Source organism: Pseudoalteromonas sp. (genome assembly GCF_041629635.1).
GTDB lineage: Bacteria > Pseudomonadota > Gammaproteobacteria > Enterobacterales > Alteromonadaceae > Pseudoalteromonas.
Genome location: NZ_JBFKMX010000014.1, coordinates 1 through 13,965, shown reverse-complemented (window position 1 = coordinate 13,965; position 13,965 = coordinate 1). Strand labels below are relative to the sequence as shown.

Sequence of the window (13,965 nt, the reverse complement as noted above, 5' to 3'; positions counted from 1 at the left end):
TAAGTTTAAATCTCTTCGTCTAAATTGTTTTCTAATTGGTTTGCCACATAATGTAACACCCAATCGATTAATTCTTCATGCTCGGCATCTAGAATCGCAGTATCACCACGTAAGTGTTCCCAAATGCCTTCAATAATTCTGTCTATTGTCTCAGCGTCTGCTTCATCTGGAAGCGCTTGCCAAGCAATATGAATAAGTTCATTAAGATTTTCAGCAACAGCTTCTTCTTGCCCTTCCCAATCACCTACTTGATCAATACCAAAAAGGTAATCCTGAACACTCAACCAATCTTTCATATTAAAGATACTCTTTAAGTGAAGACATAATAAGTTCCAAACCCGCTTGGTCATCTTCATCGAAGCGATTCAAGCTTGGGCTATCAATGTCTAATACACCTATGTATTGACCATCTTTAATAAGTGGAATTACGATTTCAGAATTCGAAGCAGCGTCACAAGCAATGTGGCCTTCAAAATCGTGAACATTTTCGATACGTAATGTTTGTTGTTTTTCAAATGCAGTACCGCAAACACCTTTTCCAATCGGAATACGCACACATGCTGGATTACCTTGGAAAGGACCTAGTACAAGCGTGTCGTTTTCTAATAAATAAAAACCAACCCAGTTGATGTCTTCAAGTGCAATGTTTAATAACGCACTTACGTTTGCAAGGTTAGCTATCAGGTTAGATTCATCTTCAATCAAAGCCACTACTTGATTATTTAAACTTTGATATAAGCTTTCTTTATTCATTATTTGGAAAAGTTAACAATTCAATATTCACAAAGCTTAAAGGTACTCTTTCAGAACAACAAATGAAACCTTTTTAAGCTAAAAAAAGTGAATATCGCGAAATATTCACTTTTTTGTTTACTATTTATTCGCCTGAAAAACTAGATTCGTTTTTTTTGTGTCATTATAAAAATACCCGCAGCTAATATTGCCATTGCAGTATTAACAATAAACACTTGTCCCGATGCCACATTAAACATAAAACTAAATAGTGCACCACCAAATAACGCGGCTGTAATTACAGCAGTATTATTGGTTTGACTACGTTTTATTAGAAATAAATATAAAGGCACAACACAAATTGCCATTGTTAAACCAACAATATGCGCATTTGCTACTGCACTTAACAGAATTGAAAAGAAAAGTTTGCTATTACCACCTTCCAGTGTAATGACATAATAAGCACCGATTAAACACCCAATAACGAAGGGTGAGAAAAGTGAATAAGCAATGCCTTTAAGAATTGTTTTTTTATCCATAACCGAATCACTATGTTTAAACACAGCTTTAGCATCGCAAATAAGGATAAAATAGATAGTAGACTTAAGTATAGGAAGAAGGTGGCGGAGAGATAGGGATTTGAACCCTAGATAGGCTATTAACCTATGCCGGTTTTCAAGACCGGTGCTTTCAACCACTCAGCCATCTCTCCGCAAATAAAGAAAGTGGCGGAGAGATAGGGATTTGAACCCTAGATAGGCTATTAACCTATGCCGGTTTTCAAGACCGGTGCTTTCAACCACTCAGCCATCTCTCCGCAGCGGGGCGAATAGTAGGGGATTCGATTTCACTTGTGAAGCTTTTTTTTTAATATTTTGTTCAACCGCACAATAATCAGCCAAAAAGTACAATAAGAGCACAACCAAGGGTCTTTAAATTATTTTGATTAATTTTTTGAACTAAATAGTAGCAATATACGTTCTAATAAAGGTAATAGAATTGCTACCTATGATGTTAATTGATATGCTGTTTGGCAGTTCTGAAACCTAACAGGAATGCGTTTCAATTTAAGGAGTTATTTATGAGCTTTAACCATACGTACTCGTCGCCGAAATCGGCGCAGTCAGTACTTGAAACTAACAAGGTATTACGTAATACCTACATGCTACTCGGTATGACTTTACTCTTTAGTGCAGTTACAGCGGGTATTTCAATGGCGATGCAATTACCTTATATGATGGGTTTGGTATTTAGCATAGGTGGTCTAATTACCTTGTTTGTTGTTAATAAGAAAGCTGACAGTGCATCTGGGTTACCATGGGTTTTTGTGTTTACGGGCCTTATGGGCGCAGCACTTGGTCCAATACTAAACCACTACGCGGCAATGCCTAACGGCCCTATGCTTATCATGCAAGCACTGGGTTCTACTGCATTAGTGTTTTTTGGCTTATCTGCATACGCAATGACGACTAAGAAAGATTTTTCTTTCTTAGGTGGCTTCCTATTTGTGGGTTTAATTGTTGTTGTTCTAGTTAGCCTAGTAAACTTATTTGTAGGTAGTTCAGTTGTATTTATGGCAATGAACGCAGCCATCGTATTCATTATGTCTGGCTTAATTTTATTCGATACTAGTCGAATTATTAATGGCGGTGAAACAAATTACATTCGTGCAACGGTGAGCTTATACTTAAATGTATACAACCTTTTCACATCTATCTTGCATCTTCTAGGTGCAAATAATGACTAAACTGTAAAAATTTAATAAAATAAGCCCCGTTTATCGGGGCTTTTTTTTGGATTGATTTTGGCATCTATCATTATTAGTTATCATGCAAACGTCACCTCACATGATAGTTTGCAACATCTTATTCGCTTGATTAATAGTGCAATAACACTTGGGCATACCATTAAAGGCGTATTTCTTTATCAAGATGCTGTTTTTCACGCGAGCGAACATTTTTCACTACCGAGTGATGAGTTACAAATTATGGATGTTTGGCATTCGATTGCTAAGTTAGGCATCAAACTTTCCCTATGTGTTACAGCGGCTGAAAAACGTGGTTTAGCGATTTCAAATACACACCCTTTTGAAGTTGCCGGTCTTGCTGAATTTGCAATGGATGTTGCTCAAACAGATAAATGGGTACAAATTAAATGAAGTCATTTTTAGTTATTTGTAATGAGTCGCCTTTTGTCGATGCCAGATTAAAAGAAAGCCTTGATATGGCATTAATCTTTGCAGCCATTGATCAAGAAGTTAGCTTGCTTCTGCAAGGCAATGCCCTATTCGCTTTACTTGCTGGACAATCCATTGACAATTTAAATATTAAGAATTACCTCAAAGCTTTTGGTACATTAGCACTTTATGACATTGATCATATTTATGTATGCGCACAATCACTAAAGGAACTTGGCATTAATAAATCACAATTTGCTTTTGATGTCGTTGCATTAGATGAAAATGATAAACGTGCCCTACTTTCAAAACAACACCAAGTGGTGACACTGTGATCCTTCATATTTTTTGCAAACCTCTATCAGATTATGTTCAACAACAGCTGATCATCGCTCAAGATGATAGCATTTTGCTTATATCAGATGCGTGTTACAGTGCGTCACATTTTGCATCTCAATACAATAATTGTGACGTTTATGCCCTTGAAACTGACATAAAAGCGCGCGGCATTGAACATCCAACAGTAAAACTTATTTCTGACGAACAATGGGTAACACTTGTTGTTCAAAGTGAACAACACATAACTTGGTAAAAACAATGAGTTATTTAATTGATGGTAAAACCATTGAAACCGATAAAGAAGGTTATTTAAAAGTCCAAGCTGATTGGAGTGAACAACTCGCAGAACAAATTGCACAACATGAAAATATTGAACTCAGCGAAAATCACTGGGAAGTTGTCAACTTTGTGCGAAACTTCTATTTAGAATTTAACACCAGTCCTGCAATACGCATGTTAGTTAAAGCAATGGCAAAACAGCTAGGCGATGACAAAGGTAACAGTAAATACTTGTATAAGTTATTTCCAAAAGGCCCTGCCAAACAAGCAACAAAGATTGCTGGTTTACCTAAACCTGCCCGTTGTATATAACCAAGAATACCAATTGCATTAATTAGCTGTTCATTTATTGCAACAGAGAAATGGCTCAGAAACAAGGCTTATATTTCAACATGTAGTTGTTCTACTTTAGAATTTTAAAATACACTTGATGGGTCACCTAACTCGCTAGAATGATCAAATAAATAATAAAATTGGTATCAACAATTTTTAGATATAAAAAAAGCCAGCATTTTGCTGGCTTTCTTATTCGTACTTAAATTATACGATATCTAGTAACTCAACATCAAAAATAAGTGTTGAGAATGGTGCGATTGATGCACCTGCACCACGCTCACCGTATGCAAGGTCGTGTGGTACATATAAACGCCATTTTGAACCAACAGGCATCATTTGTAATGCTTCAGTCCAACCTTTGATAACACCGCCAACTGGGAATTCAGCTGGTTGACCACGGTCGTAGCTGCTATCAAAAACGTCACCATTGATTAGCGTACCATGGTAATGTGTACGAACAGTTGAATCTGCAGTCGGTTTCTCACCTTCACCAGCAGTTAACACTTCGTATTGAAGGCCTGAAGCTGTAACAGTTACTTCAGCACGCTTTGCATTTTCAGCAAGGAAAGATTCGCCCTCAGCTGCAAGTACTTTCGCTTCTTCTTCACGACGCTTTGTGATTTCAGCATTAATTTCTTCAAATGCTGCTTGAATAGCTGGGATCTCTACTTGGAAATCAGCACCAGTGTAAGCATCTTTCATGCCTTCGAAAACTGAGTTTAAGTTTAAACCTTCGAATGGGTTTGATTTTAATTGCTCACCCATTTGTAGGCCGATACCGTAGCTTGCTTTTTCTGCATTTGAATTAAATGTGTCTGACATAATCTCTATACTTTAATTAAGTTATAAAAGTGCCAGTCTAACATAGTTAGGCACCACTTGTTACCGCAATTACTGACTTTTGCTCTGTATTGTCTCAAGCTTACTTTGTGCAAGTAGCGCCATAATTGAAATAACGGCATTTGCTAACAATAATGACCATACTGCGGACAACTCATAAGAAAATACCGTTGGCAATAATGCCGAAGCACAGCCAATCATAATTGAAAAAAATAAGCGCTGATTAGCTTTGAAATATTTACGTGTCGTTTGCGCTACCAGTAAATTAAAAATGAAAAGACCAAGGTAGCTTTGCCAAATCAAAACCAATGAATCAACTTTAACAGTGAAGTAGTCAGTAAGCAGTAAAATACCTTGTTGAAGTACTAGGCTATAAACAGCGGCAAAAAAGAAAATAAAAAGTGCTGTCTTCGCTTTATTATTCATAATCAAACTCCAAAACGAAAAAAACCGCCATAAAGGCGGTTTTGGGAATGAGGTGGCGGAGAGATAGGGATTTGAACCCTAGATAGGCTATTAACCTATGCCGGTTTTCAAGACCGGTGCTTTCAACCACTCAGCCATCTCTCCGTTGTTGGGGCGCATATTAATGAGTTCGCATCACGTTGTAAAGTAAAAAATTACTATTTAATAGTATTCTTTTGGCTGACGTGCAATTAACGAACAAATTAAGCTAAAAATAACCGTTATCGCCGTTAAAACAGCTATTTTTAAAACTAAGTCTGCATTTTTTAATAAGCTAACAGCTTCAAAATTAAAAAATAATACTGGTGTCACTGCAATAGAAAACACTACCAGTGAGATTTTCATCGCCCGCCAAAACGAAAAGCGTTTTAAATAGGCCATGTACCAGGTTAAAAGCGAAAATACGCTCAGTTTAATAAAGACAATATGACTAATATCATGCGACTGCGATGCAGTAATATAAACTGCTATCGCAGACACAATGCCCCAAATAAGCCAAATTGACCAACTTTCTTTTTCGCGCAAAAACAAGTTATTCATAACTGCGCCTTTTTATTATTTTATGGTTTAAATTGGTTGTTAATAGACCACTTTAACAAAAAATAGACAAATTTGAAATAGCCTATTTTAGCTTTAAGTCAAGAAATAAAAGCAAACTAAAGCAACAATTGTGGCAACAAGTATATTAAGCACCATACCTTGTTTCGCCATATCTTTTATTGATACTTCACCACTGGCGAATACTATCGAGTTTGGTGCCGTTGCCACAGGCAAACAAAAAGCGCATGAACAACTTATCACCACAGGGATCATTAATAATTCAATCGGTAAATTAAGCGCTATTGCAGCGCTAGCTATAATTGGCATCATTAGCGTTGCCGTTGCTGTATTTGATGTAATCTCAGTTAAAAATGACACACCAATGGCAAGTGCAAGTAAACTGACTAACACTGGTAATGAACCTAGCGCTACAAAAAACTGCCCTAGCAATTCACTTAAACCACTTGATACAAATGCCTTAGCAATACAAATACCGCCAGCAAAAAGTAACAACATACCCCAAGGAATATCTTTTGCATCTTGCCACTCAAGCAAACGACCAGCTTTGCCATTAGGTGATATTGCCATTGCTATTACACCTAATAATGCAATGGATGAATCCCCTACTGTTTTGATATCAAGTAAACCAGACCATCCACCAAAGGGTTCTTTTCTGAAAATCCAAAGTAACGCAACAATGGCAAAAATAAACAACACACGCTTTTCAGCACTTTGCCATTCATCGCATTTAGGTAAATGGATAGCAGCCGACAGTTTGATGCCTCTTGCTAACCACAGCGCCATTAACGGGATTGCTATTACAATAATTGGCACCGTTACTTTCATCCAGCGGATAAAACCGTACTCTTCCCCTGCAAACTCTTCATAAACAGAGGCAAAGATCACATTTGGCGGCGTACCAATTAATGTACCAACACCGCCAAGAGAGGCTGAATAAGCAAGACCAAGTAATAATGCAATTTTAAAGCGGCTGTTATCAGTTGACGCACAAATCGCTAGTACAACCGGTAATAATGCAACAACCGTAGCCGTATTCGAAATCCACATCGATAAAATACTACTGGTTGCCATAATGGCGAAAATAATGCGAAGCGCGCTATCGCCTCCAATGACCTTTAAAATTGTAAAGGCAATACGTCTATGTACCCCTGATTTTTCAATACCAACGGCGAGCATAAACGCCCCCATCAAAAGCACAATCACATGTGAACCGAGCGATGCGGCAGCCTGCTGATGCGTTAACACCCCAACAAAAGGGAAAATCCCAATAGGGATAAGTGAGGTAAGGGGTATAGGTAATGCTTCCGTTATCCAAAAATAGGCCGTAACAAGGGTAAGCGCAACAGTTAAAGCAATCACTTGTGGCTGTTGCCAAAAATAAACACATGCAAGGTAAGCTATTACACTAGAAAACAAACCAATTAAGATATTTTTATTATTATTCGTCATATTAATTAGCTATTTATTATTTTCTGACAGTTATGCCATCTTTGATCGCACTTAACATCATCCCAGCTTGGGTAATTTTTTTGATGAAAAACAGCCATACGTGCACCATGATGCTGATACTTTTCAATTGGCAAACTATCCATCACTTGATACAGGCCCGGCTTTTCATTGCAAAGCAACACTGTATCGCAGCCAGCATCGAGGGCTTTAGCTACACGAGTGTGATAATCCCCTACTTGAACAGCCCCTTGCATACCCATATCATCAGATATCACAGGTCCATTAAAACCTAATTGTTTTCTAAGCACAGTTTTAAGCCAAAAATTAGAAAAACACGCAGGGTTTTTATCAACTTCTGAATAAATGACGTGTGCAGGCATTACCGCATCTGCCAATGATTCTGCAACTAATCGTTTAAAGGGTACTAAATCATACTCATTAATATCGGCAAAACTGCGGTCATCCACTGGCATTGCAATATGTGAGTCAGGACCTACTGAGCCATGACCCGGAAAATGTTTAATGACAGATTTCATACCAGCACTGTGCAAGCCTTTTATGAGGGCTTTTGCACCAGCAACCACGCTTTCAGGTTCTGATGAAAAAGCTCTATTGCCAATCACCTGTGAAATGCCATTTACATCAACACAGGGGGCATATGAAAAATCAACTTTGCACGCTAATAGCTCCGCCGCTAAAGTCCAACCAATATCATGTAGTTTTTCATTCGCATTTTCAAGTTGAAACGCATCAGACATACTAGGGAGTTGACTAAACCCATCACGAAAGCGCTGTACTCGGCCACCTTCATGATCAACAGACACCAACAGCTTCGGATTAATCGCTCTTATACTATTAGTCAGCGCCAGAAGCTGATCTCGGTCTTCGTAATTTCGTGAAAATAAAATAACCCCATTAATAAGCGGATGATTTAATACTTCACACTCTTCTTGGCTAAGAAACTTATCATCAATTCCAGTTGTGATCGGACCTAACATTATTCACCTACAAATATGTAAAAAAGTCAGAAGCATCAATATTGCGCGATTTCTTTATATCGTTTACTTTGCTACCAAGATATAAAAAGCCAACAAGTTCATCATCGGTTGAAAGATTAAGGGCTTGTTTCACATATTCGTCTTGCGCATAACTTCCAGTACGCCAAACACCTGCTAATCCTTGCGCAAAAGCGGCTTGTTGCATCGCCATCACGGCACATCCGGCAGATTGCACTTGTTCAATACGCGGTACTTTTGCATGTGGCTTGTATTTCGCAATACAAATGATGATTAAAGGTGCACGTAGCGGTAACTCTTTGGCACGTTCTAGTGTTTTTTCATCGGCATTATTGTTAAGCGCTGCTTGGTAATAAATTTCGCCTAATTTTTCACGAGCATCGCCTTCAACCAGGATAAATTGCCATGGTTTTAAAGCAGCATGATCTGGTACGCGTAACGCCGCTTGTTTAATAATTTCGAGTTGTTCAGGTGTTGGCCCAGGTGTAGTAAGTTTGCTGTCTGATTGACGTTCTAATAAGAGTTCTAATGCGTTCATTAAGCTGACATGTTAGTTTTTTGCCAAGCTTAACAAACTACAGTGAAAAGAAAAGAGCTTAACGCTCTTCTCAATTAGGTGTTTTATACCCAAGTCACCTGAAGATGCTTTATTTCAGCAAGAAATAAAAAGCATTTAGACAAGGCATTGATTGCAGGGAATGGTGTTCCCTTTTCAAAATCAATAAAGACAATGTGCTCCTGCATTGTCACCTTACCCTACATCCTTGTAGGCCAACACGGTATACATGCTTTTTAACCTTGCCCTTTAGGAGCTTCACAGCACATTCAATCCTACGTTGTGTTAATTTGAAAGGTACCTACATTCCTTCATTAACACGCCTTGACTTGAAAGCGCTGTGATAGCTCTGAAACATGCATCTTCAGGTGGCTTGGGTATAATTATAAATAAGTTCTGAGCCAAAATGACCAAGTAATTTTATTTAACGTGATTTTGTGTGAAAAAGCTTTGTGAAAGCCAATAATCTATACTGAACAACCTGCCGCCACCTGTAAAAAACAAACTAAGCAACATTGCAAAATATATAAAGCCAAATTCAATGCCATTATTTAGAATTACCGGTTTACCAGTTTCATAGAGATATTCCGTGTAGCCATTTTCTTCTAGAATTTCACGCATTTTATTTAAACGTTCGGATGCTTGCTTAGAGTTTTCTAAACTAGCCTTTGCGCCAGGTACATTTAGCCAATCAAGTACTTTTGCGGCACTTGTTTCACTATTTGTTGGTGTAACAGAAAACCAGCCATTTTCTAAATGTACCGTTGTTATTGCTACAAACATGGTAAACGCTAACGGGATTGAAACAATACGGGTAAAAAGACCAAGAAATAGTAACCATCCACCTAGAAATTCAGTCCAAGCTGCTAAAAATGCAAGTAATGATGGAAATGGTAAACCTAGCCCCCACTCTGCATTGCCAAACCAAGAAACAATACTTGGTAATGCTGAAATAGCTTGTAGGAATGTTTCTGGGTTTTCGCTTAAGCCAAGTTTACTGTAACCAGCAATAATCATTATTGGCGCAAGTATTAAGCGAAATAGTAATGGTGGTAAACCAGATAAATTTTGGCTTTTAGAAAGGAATGTTTGATAAAAATTAAGTAGCGTCATACCGACCTCTAAGTTTTAGGAATACATTAAAGACCGGTAAAACACTGTTAATTATTCACTATATTTTGCGTGCTACCTGTAAGGCTTCAAAAATGGCACGTTTTGCATCAATTGCAGAAGCCAATTTTGCACCACCGATCACATCAATTTTAGATGCATACTTGCCATTTTCTAGCTCTTTATCAAAGGTATCTGTATTGGAAACCTGACCGATACACGTAATTACAGAGTCACAAGGAATTGTTTGTTTTTCACCACCAATTTCAATTACTAAGCCGTCTTTATTTAGCTCAATGTAATTACAACCACTGATTTGCTTAACATTTTGCTGTTTAGCAACAGCGCGATGGATCCACCCCGTAGTTTTACCAAGATCACTACCAAAACGGCCTGGGCTACGTTTTAACATGGTGATGTTATGTGGGATTTCATGCGGTGTTTGTTCAACATTAATTGCCCACTGCTGCTTAAATTCATCAACCGACTTATTTGCTTTTTCAGCTAAAAACGCCACCATATCAAAACCGATGCCACCGGCACCTAAAATAACGACGTCCTTACCAATTTCAACTTCACCACGAATAACTTCATCATAAGCAAGTAATGTGCGACCATCTTTTAACTCAAATGACGCTTCTCGAGGGCGAACCCCTGTTGCAAAAACAACATTATCATATTGCTCAAACATGCTATTTTCGAATGATGTTTGAAGCTGGACATTCACATTTAACTTAGCGAGCTCTGATTTAAAGTAATCAAGCGTGTAATTAAAGTCTTCTTTACCTGGTACACGCATTGCTAAATTAAACTGACCACCCAACCCTTTAGAGCGCTCAATAAGCGTTACCTTATGGCCTTTTTCAGCTAAATAACAACTTGCTGCCATACCTGCCGGTCCACCACCTACAACCAATACATTTTTAGGCTTAGTTGTTGGCTCTAATGAATAGTCTAATTCAAAACCTGCACGTGGATTAACTAAACAAGTGGCTCGCTTACCTTTAAAAACGTTATCTAAGCACCCTTGATTACAGGCAATACACACGTTAATGTTGTCGCTTTTATTTTCAACATATTTATTAAAAAAGTCAGGATCAGCAAGTAATGGTCTCGCCATAGAAATTAAATCTGCTGAATTATTGTTTAAAATTGAATTGGCAAGTGCTGGTGTATTGATACGGTTTACCGCAACACATGGCACTGAAACATGTTGTTTAAGTAATTCGGTTGCCTCAACAAAAGCCCCTTGTGGTACCATGCTTGCAATTGTTGGTACACGCGCTTCATGCCAACCAATACCTGTGTTAAAAATATCAACACCCGCTTTTTCTAACACTTTTGCTTGTTCAATCACTTCTTCTTGATTCGAACCATCTTCCACTAAATCCATCACAGAGATGCGGAAAACAATAATAAACTTATCACTTACTTCACGACGCACGGCTTCAACTATTTCTTTTGCCAGGCGCATGCGATTTTCGTTTGAACCACCATATTCATCAGTACGTTTATTAGTGCGAGGCGCCATAAACTCGTTAATTAAATAACCTTCCGAGCCCATTATTTCAACACCATCATAACCTGCACGCTCTGCAAGCCTGGCTGATTTTGCAAATGATTTTATGGTGCTTTTTATATTGCTAAGGGACATTTCCTTCGGCTTGTAAGGATTGATTGGTGCCTTAATTGCACTTGGCGCCTGATTAAATGGATGATATGCATAGCGCCCTGCATGAAGCAGCTGCAAACAAATCTTGCCGCCGTGCTCATGTACCGCTTTAGTCACAGGGCGATGTTTAAGAACATCTAAAAATGTATTAAATGATGATGAGATTGGGGTTAATTTCCCAACCAAGTTTGGGCTAAAGCCCCCGGTAATAATAAGGCCTACGCCTCCTTTTGCGCGCGCTTCGTAAAACGCTTTTAAGCGCTTAACATTCCACAAACCTTCTTCAAGGCCAGTGTGCATTGAACCCATTACAAGGCGATTTCGCAGTGAATTGTTTTTCAGTTTTAATTCTTGTTCTAACATACTTGCTACTTACTCTACTGGTCATACCTCAAGCACTTTAACTGGTTTAACCAGTTAACTCAAGCTTGTCCAAAGTGATCTCTCAATATACTCACTAACTATAATGTTTTAACTAAACTTTTTTGCTAAACACTTCGTTACGTTTTTCATTTAAGTTTGACTAAAAAGTAAGTTAAGATGGTAATAGATGATAAATCTATAGATAGGATAAGATTTTGGTTAAAAAGGCTATCGTAGGCTTTTGGAATTTTCTTAATTTTTCAAGACGCCTCGTATTAAATATTATATTTTTCTTTATTTTAATTGCACTTTTTGTGTCAATTCTAAGTTCAGGGGATGAAATTATCGTTGAGCAAGATTCTGCTCTAGTGCTTTCAATTGCAGGCAATATCGTTGAGGAAAAAACATATATTGACCCAGTTGAAGCAGCGTTAAACGATTCGATGGGTTCAAGCGATGAGCCACCTGAAGTGCTACTTGATGATATTTTAATGACAATTAAGTACGCAGCAAAAGATAAGAAAATTAAGCTGTTGTTACTTGATCTGCAAAAAATGCAAGGCGCACACCTTAACAAGTTGAAAGCAATTGCTGCCCAGCTTGATAAGTTTAAAGAAAGCGGCAAAAAAGTGTATGCCTACGGTGATTACTACACTCAGGCACAATACTACATCGCTAGTAAGGCCGATGAAATTTTAATGCACCCATACGGCGCTGTTGATATTTCGGGTTATGCCACCTACCCACTTTATTTCAAAGAAGCTATCGATAAGCTAAATATCTCGCAGCATATTTTCCGTGTAGGTACGTTTAAGTCAGCTGTAGAACCGCTAATTCGAAGCAACATGTCAGATGCTGCAAAAGAAGCAAATAAAGCATGGTTAGACGCACTTTGGCAGGAATATAAAACAGACGTTGCAGCTCACCGAGGTTTTGAAGTAACTAATTTTGCTGAAGACATGGCAACATACAAAGAAAAGTTTGCCAACGTGAATGGTCATTCAGGTCAGTATGCGCTGCAATATAAATGGGTTGATTCACTTGCAAGCAAAGAAGAATTACGTCAAAAACTCATTGCAGAAGTTGGTAAAAACGAATCAGGTAAGTCATTTAAACAAATTTCGTTTAGTCATTACCTCAAAACGTTAAAACCACCATTCCCTATGGAAAACCCAATTACCGATAAAGTTGCTGTAATTGTAGCAAAAGGCAATATCGTAGATGGTGAGCGTAAAGCAGGTGAAATTGGTGGTGACTCTACTGCTGAACTTCTTCGCCGTGCTCGCTTAAACGACAAAGTAAAAGCGGTAGTACTTCGTATTGATTCAGGCGGTGGCAGTATGTTTGCTTCTGAAATTATTCGTGCCGAAGTGCTTGCACTTAAAGATGCAGGTAAGCCTGTTATTGCTTCTATGAGTTCAGTTGCAGCATCAGGTGGTTACTGGATTGCAGCGAATGCAAACGAAATTTGGGCAGCACCAAGCACCATCACAGGTTCTATTGGCGTATTTGGTACGTTAATGACATTTGAAAATACCCTTGCAAAATTAGGTATTTACTCTGACGGTGTTGCTACAACGGATATGGCTTCATTTTCTATGTTACGGCCGCTAGAGCCTAAGCTTGGTGAAGTTATTCAAATGTCAGTTGAAAGTGCTTATGACCGTTTCTTAACCGTAGTTGCAGAAGCCCGTGGCATGAAAAAAGAAGACGTAGATAATGTTGCACAAGGCCGTGTTTGGATTGGTACTAAAGCTAAAGAGCTTGGCCTAGTTGATGCACTTGGTACTAAACAAGATGCAATTGAACGTGCTGCAGAGCTTGCTAGCCTTTCAATGTATGACGTTATTACCATTGAGCATAAACTTACCGAGCAAGAAATGCTAATGCAAAAAATCTTTGGCGAATCACAAGCTGCAACATTTATTACCGCTTATTTTGCCAAAGACGATTACGCGCCTGTTAAAAACAGCATTATGCAAACTGCACAAGGCATTAAACAGCAAGTATCTAGCTTAGAGCAATTTAACGATCCAAATGGAGTGTATGCTAAGTGTCTAGTGTGTACAGT

17 protein-coding genes and 3 tRNA genes are annotated in these 13,965 nt (G+C 38.3%); 6 read left to right on the top strand and 14 right to left on the bottom strand.

Annotated features, from left to right (window positions below; translation table 11 throughout):
* Positions 1–5: 5 nt before the first annotated feature.
* The 5 genes from ABYD77_RS03750 to ABYD77_RS03730 all read right to left on the bottom strand — a co-directional run bounded on the left by ABYD77_RS03750 (position 6) and on the right by ABYD77_RS03730 (position 1,549).
* Complete coding sequence (locus ABYD77_RS03750) at positions 6–296, bottom strand: hypothetical protein (RefSeq protein WP_372767125.1); 291 nt, start codon at positions 294–296, stop codon at positions 6–8.
* Position 297: 1 nt separating this feature from the next.
* Complete coding sequence (locus ABYD77_RS03745) at positions 298–753, bottom strand: GAF domain-containing protein (RefSeq protein ID WP_274762593.1); 456 nt, start codon at positions 751–753, stop codon at positions 298–300.
* A 140-nt stretch (positions 754–893) separates the two neighbouring features.
* Entirely contained in the window at positions 894–1,271 is a 378-nt protein-coding gene (locus ABYD77_RS03740; RefSeq protein ID WP_372767123.1) for a hypothetical protein, read from the bottom strand.
* Between the two features lie 82 nt (positions 1,272–1,353).
* Positions 1,354–1,444 (bottom strand) — tRNA-Ser (locus ABYD77_RS03735).
* Positions 1,445–1,458: 14 nt separating this feature from the next.
* Positions 1,459–1,549: transfer RNA gene (locus ABYD77_RS03730), tRNA-Ser, on the bottom strand.
* 264 nt (positions 1,550–1,813) lie between these two features.
* Between ABYD77_RS03730 and ABYD77_RS03725 the strand changes: the two genes are divergently transcribed.
* From ABYD77_RS03725 to ABYD77_RS03705, 5 genes are read left to right on the top strand one after another with little or no spacing between them, the layout of a single operon-like run.
* On the top strand, positions 1,814–2,479 hold the full coding sequence (locus tag ABYD77_RS03725) for a Bax inhibitor-1/YccA family protein (RefSeq protein ID WP_372767121.1): 666 nt from the start codon (positions 1,814–1,816) through the stop codon (positions 2,477–2,479).
* A gap of 57 nt (positions 2,480–2,536) precedes the next feature.
* Positions 2,537–2,890, top strand: a complete 354-nt coding sequence (locus ABYD77_RS03720; RefSeq protein WP_372767119.1) for a DsrE family protein — start codon at positions 2,537–2,539, stop codon at positions 2,888–2,890.
* Positions 2,887–3,243, top strand: coding sequence for a sulfurtransferase complex subunit TusC (tusC, locus tag ABYD77_RS03715; RefSeq protein ID WP_372767117.1), 357 nt, complete (start codon positions 2,887–2,889; stop codon positions 3,241–3,243). The genes ABYD77_RS03720 and tusC overlap by 4 nt, the downstream gene beginning before the upstream one ends.
* A complete protein-coding gene (gene tusB / locus ABYD77_RS03710) occupies positions 3,240–3,500 on the top strand; it encodes a sulfurtransferase complex subunit TusB (RefSeq protein ID WP_372767115.1) in 261 nt (86 codons plus the stop codon). Before tusC ends, tusB begins: the two co-directional genes overlap by 4 nt.
* A gap of 5 nt (positions 3,501–3,505) precedes the next feature.
* A complete protein-coding gene (locus ABYD77_RS03705; protein ID WP_372767113.1) occupies positions 3,506–3,838 on the top strand; it encodes a TusE/DsrC/DsvC family sulfur relay protein in 333 nt (110 codons plus the stop codon).
* 228 nt (positions 3,839–4,066) lie between these two features.
* Here the strand turns inward: ABYD77_RS03705 and ABYD77_RS03700 are convergent, their stop codons facing one another.
* The 9 genes from ABYD77_RS03700 to ABYD77_RS03660 form a co-directional block, all read right to left on the bottom strand.
* On the bottom strand, positions 4,067–4,684 hold the full coding sequence (locus tag ABYD77_RS03700; protein ID WP_372767111.1) for an FKBP-type peptidyl-prolyl cis-trans isomerase: 618 nt from the start codon (positions 4,682–4,684) through the stop codon (positions 4,067–4,069).
* A gap of 69 nt (positions 4,685–4,753) precedes the next feature.
* A complete protein-coding gene (locus ABYD77_RS03695; protein WP_372767109.1) occupies positions 4,754–5,128 on the bottom strand; it encodes a hypothetical protein in 375 nt (124 codons plus the stop codon).
* Between the two features lie 53 nt (positions 5,129–5,181).
* Positions 5,182–5,272: transfer RNA gene (locus ABYD77_RS03690), tRNA-Ser, on the bottom strand.
* Positions 5,273–5,329: 57 nt separating this feature from the next.
* Complete coding sequence (locus ABYD77_RS03685; RefSeq protein WP_372767107.1) at positions 5,330–5,707, bottom strand: hypothetical protein; 378 nt, start codon at positions 5,705–5,707, stop codon at positions 5,330–5,332.
* Between the two features lie 93 nt (positions 5,708–5,800).
* Positions 5,801–7,177, bottom strand: coding sequence for a DASS family sodium-coupled anion symporter (locus tag ABYD77_RS03680; RefSeq protein WP_372767105.1), 1,377 nt, complete (start codon positions 7,175–7,177; stop codon positions 5,801–5,803).
* Between the two features lie 5 nt (positions 7,178–7,182).
* Positions 7,183–8,175, bottom strand: a complete 993-nt coding sequence (gene nagZ / locus ABYD77_RS03675) for a beta-N-acetylhexosaminidase (protein ID WP_372767103.1) — start codon at positions 8,173–8,175, stop codon at positions 7,183–7,185.
* 7 nt (positions 8,176–8,182) lie between these two features.
* Complete coding sequence (locus ABYD77_RS03670; RefSeq protein WP_372767101.1) at positions 8,183–8,731, bottom strand: NAD(P)H nitroreductase; 549 nt, start codon at positions 8,729–8,731, stop codon at positions 8,183–8,185.
* A gap of 438 nt (positions 8,732–9,169) precedes the next feature.
* Entirely contained in the window at positions 9,170–9,862 is a 693-nt protein-coding gene (locus tag ABYD77_RS03665; RefSeq protein WP_372767099.1) for a DoxX family protein, read from the bottom strand.
* A gap of 58 nt (positions 9,863–9,920) precedes the next feature.
* Complete coding sequence (locus ABYD77_RS03660) at positions 9,921–11,894, bottom strand: FAD-dependent oxidoreductase (protein ID WP_372767097.1); 1,974 nt, start codon at positions 11,892–11,894, stop codon at positions 9,921–9,923.
* 215 nt (positions 11,895–12,109) lie between these two features.
* On the opposite strand from ABYD77_RS03660, the gene sppA reads away from it, so the two are divergent.
* The coding region (gene sppA / locus ABYD77_RS03655) for a signal peptide peptidase SppA (protein WP_372767095.1) at positions 12,110–13,965 on the top strand (1,856 nt) is incomplete at its 3' end.

Coding starts and splice junctions, on each gene's coding strand:
- ABYD77_RS03750 (WP_372767125.1), bottom strand. CDS start 296: ATGAAAGATTGGTTGAGTGTTCAGGATTACCTTTTTGGTATTGATCAA.
- ABYD77_RS03745 (WP_274762593.1), bottom strand. CDS start 753: ATGAATAAAGAAAGCTTATATCAAAGTTTAAATAATCAAGTAGTGGCT.
- ABYD77_RS03740 (WP_372767123.1), bottom strand. CDS start 1,271: ATGGATAAAAAAACAATTCTTAAAGGCATTGCTTATTCACTTTTCTCA.
- ABYD77_RS03725 (WP_372767121.1), top strand. CDS start 1,814: ATGAGCTTTAACCATACGTACTCGTCGCCGAAATCGGCGCAGTCAGTA.
- tusC (WP_372767117.1), top strand. CDS start 2,887: ATGAAGTCATTTTTAGTTATTTGTAATGAGTCGCCTTTTGTCGATGCC.
- ABYD77_RS03705 (WP_372767113.1), top strand. CDS start 3,506: ATGAGTTATTTAATTGATGGTAAAACCATTGAAACCGATAAAGAAGGT.
- ABYD77_RS03700 (WP_372767111.1), bottom strand. CDS start 4,684: ATGTCAGACACATTTAATTCAAATGCAGAAAAAGCAAGCTACGGTATC.
- ABYD77_RS03695 (WP_372767109.1), bottom strand. CDS start 5,128: ATGAATAATAAAGCGAAGACAGCACTTTTTATTTTCTTTTTTGCCGCT.
- ABYD77_RS03685 (WP_372767107.1), bottom strand. CDS start 5,707: ATGAATAACTTGTTTTTGCGCGAAAAAGAAAGTTGGTCAATTTGGCTT.
- ABYD77_RS03680 (WP_372767105.1), bottom strand. CDS start 7,177: ATGACGAATAATAATAAAAATATCTTAATTGGTTTGTTTTCTAGTGTA.
- nagZ (WP_372767103.1), bottom strand. CDS start 8,175: ATGTTAGGTCCGATCACAACTGGAATTGATGATAAGTTTCTTAGCCAA.
- ABYD77_RS03670 (WP_372767101.1), bottom strand. CDS start 8,731: ATGAACGCATTAGAACTCTTATTAGAACGTCAATCAGACAGCAAACTT.
- ABYD77_RS03665 (WP_372767099.1), bottom strand. CDS start 9,862: ATGACGCTACTTAATTTTTATCAAACATTCCTTTCTAAAAGCCAAAAT.
- ABYD77_RS03660 (WP_372767097.1), bottom strand. CDS start 11,894: ATGTTAGAACAAGAATTAAAACTGAAAAACAATTCACTGCGAAATCGC.